This is a genomic window from Curtobacterium sp. ODYSSEY 48 V2 (assembly GCF_023712625.1).
Taxonomy (GTDB): domain Bacteria; phylum Actinomycetota; class Actinomycetes; order Actinomycetales; family Microbacteriaceae; genus Curtobacterium.
In genome coordinates this window covers 1-448 of the sequence record NZ_JAMAXX010000043.1, presented here as the reverse complement: position 1 = coordinate 448, position 448 = coordinate 1, and the positions used below count along the sequence as shown (strand labels likewise).

Annotated in this window: 1 pseudogene; it reads right to left on the bottom strand. The window is 67.9% G+C overall.

From position 1 onward, the window contains the following. Positions 1–44: 44 nt before the first annotated feature. A pseudogene (locus M3666_RS16410) lies at positions 45–448 on the bottom strand (MBL fold metallo-hydrolase); the annotation flags it as partial.

Below are 448 nucleotides of genomic sequence, written 5' to 3'. Positions count from 1 at the left end.
ATTACGCAAAATGGGTTGCAGGAAAAGAGGCTGAGAAAAATCTTTTACCGGCTGTCGAGCAGGCCCAGCTCGCGGCGGTCATGGCTGCAGAACAGCGTCACCTGCGCGTCGGTTTGCAGGGAGAGCGCGCGCAGCCGCTGCTGGTTGGTGCGCCAGGCGTCGCGATCGCTGCACATCATCCACTGGTAGAAGCGCAGGCCTGGCGTGCAGTGCCGCTCTGCCTGCCGCATCTCCTCGCGGTAGAACCAGGCGTCGCCGCCGTGCAGCAGCCAGCCGTCGCCCTGCCGCACCGCGATGCCCGCATGGCCCAGCGTGTGCCCGGGCAGCGGCACCAGCAGCACCTCGTCGTTGAGATCGTCAAGCGCCCTCACCGCATCGAAGCCGAACCAGCGTTCGCCGCCGGCGGCGTAGCCGCGCCAGCCGCTGTGGTTGCCCCACTGCTGCGGCC